This is a genomic window from Clostridium sp. CCUG 7971 (genome assembly GCF_017590215.1).
Lineage (GTDB): Bacteria > Bacillota > Clostridia > Peptostreptococcales > Peptostreptococcaceae > Faecalimicrobium.
In genome coordinates, this window is the sequence record NZ_JAFFPK010000232.1 from 1 (window position 1) to 964 (window position 964).

Consider the following 964-nt stretch of genomic DNA (forward strand, 5'->3'; position numbering starts at 1 on the left):
GAAATAAGAACTGTTCTTAACTGTAAAACAAACCACGGAGTTTGTTCTAAGTGTTACGGAAGAAACCTTGCAACAGGTAAAGAAGTTAATATCGGGGAAGCTGTTGGTATAATAGCTGCTCAATCAATCGGAGAACCAGGTACACAGCTTACAATGCGTACATTCCATACAGGTGGGGTTGCCGGTGGAGATATAACTCAAGGTCTTCCAAGGGTTGAAGAACTATTCGAAGCTAGAAAACCAAAAGGTTTAGCTTTAATAACTGAAATAGCTGGTAGAGTTGAAATAGACGAAACTGGTAAGAGAAAAGAAATAGCTATAATACCTGAAGCTGGAGAAACTGAAGTATACGCAATACCTTATGGATCTAGATTAAGAGTTAAACAAGGTCAAATGGTTGAAGCAGGAGAACCATTAACTCAAGGTTCTATAAATCCTCATGATATAGTAAGAATTCAAGGTATAGGCGGAGTCCAAGAGTATATAGTTAAAGAAGTTCAAAGAGTTTATAGAATGCAAGGGGTTGACGTTAACGATAAGCATATAGAAGTTATTGTAAGACAAATGCTTTCTAAAGTTAAGGTTGAAGATCCAGGAGATACAGATTTATTACCAGGTGGATATGAAGATGTATTAACATTCAATAAATGCAATGAAGAAGCTGTAGCTCAAGATTTAGCACCAGCTGTTGCTAAGAGGGTATTACTTGGTATAACTAAGGCATCTCTTGCTACAGAGTCATTCTTATCAGCTGCTTCATTCCAAGAAACTACAAGAGTATTAACAGAAGCTGCTATAAAAGGAAAAGAAGATCACTTAATAGGTCTTAAAGAGAATGTTATAATAGGTAAGTTAATACCTGCAGGAACTGGTATGAAGAGATATAAGAATATAGCTGTTGAAAAAATTCAAGACTAAAGCTTAATGTAAAATAAAGAAATCTTGACATGAATTATGTCTGGTG

The 964-nt window shown here is 35.6% G+C and carries 1 pseudogene; it reads left to right on the top strand.

Going from position 1 to position 964, the window contains the following annotated elements:
* Positions 1-918 (top strand): annotated as a pseudogene (locus JWF52_RS19000) (DNA-directed RNA polymerase subunit beta'); the annotation flags it as partial.
* Positions 919-964 lie beyond the last annotated feature (46 nt).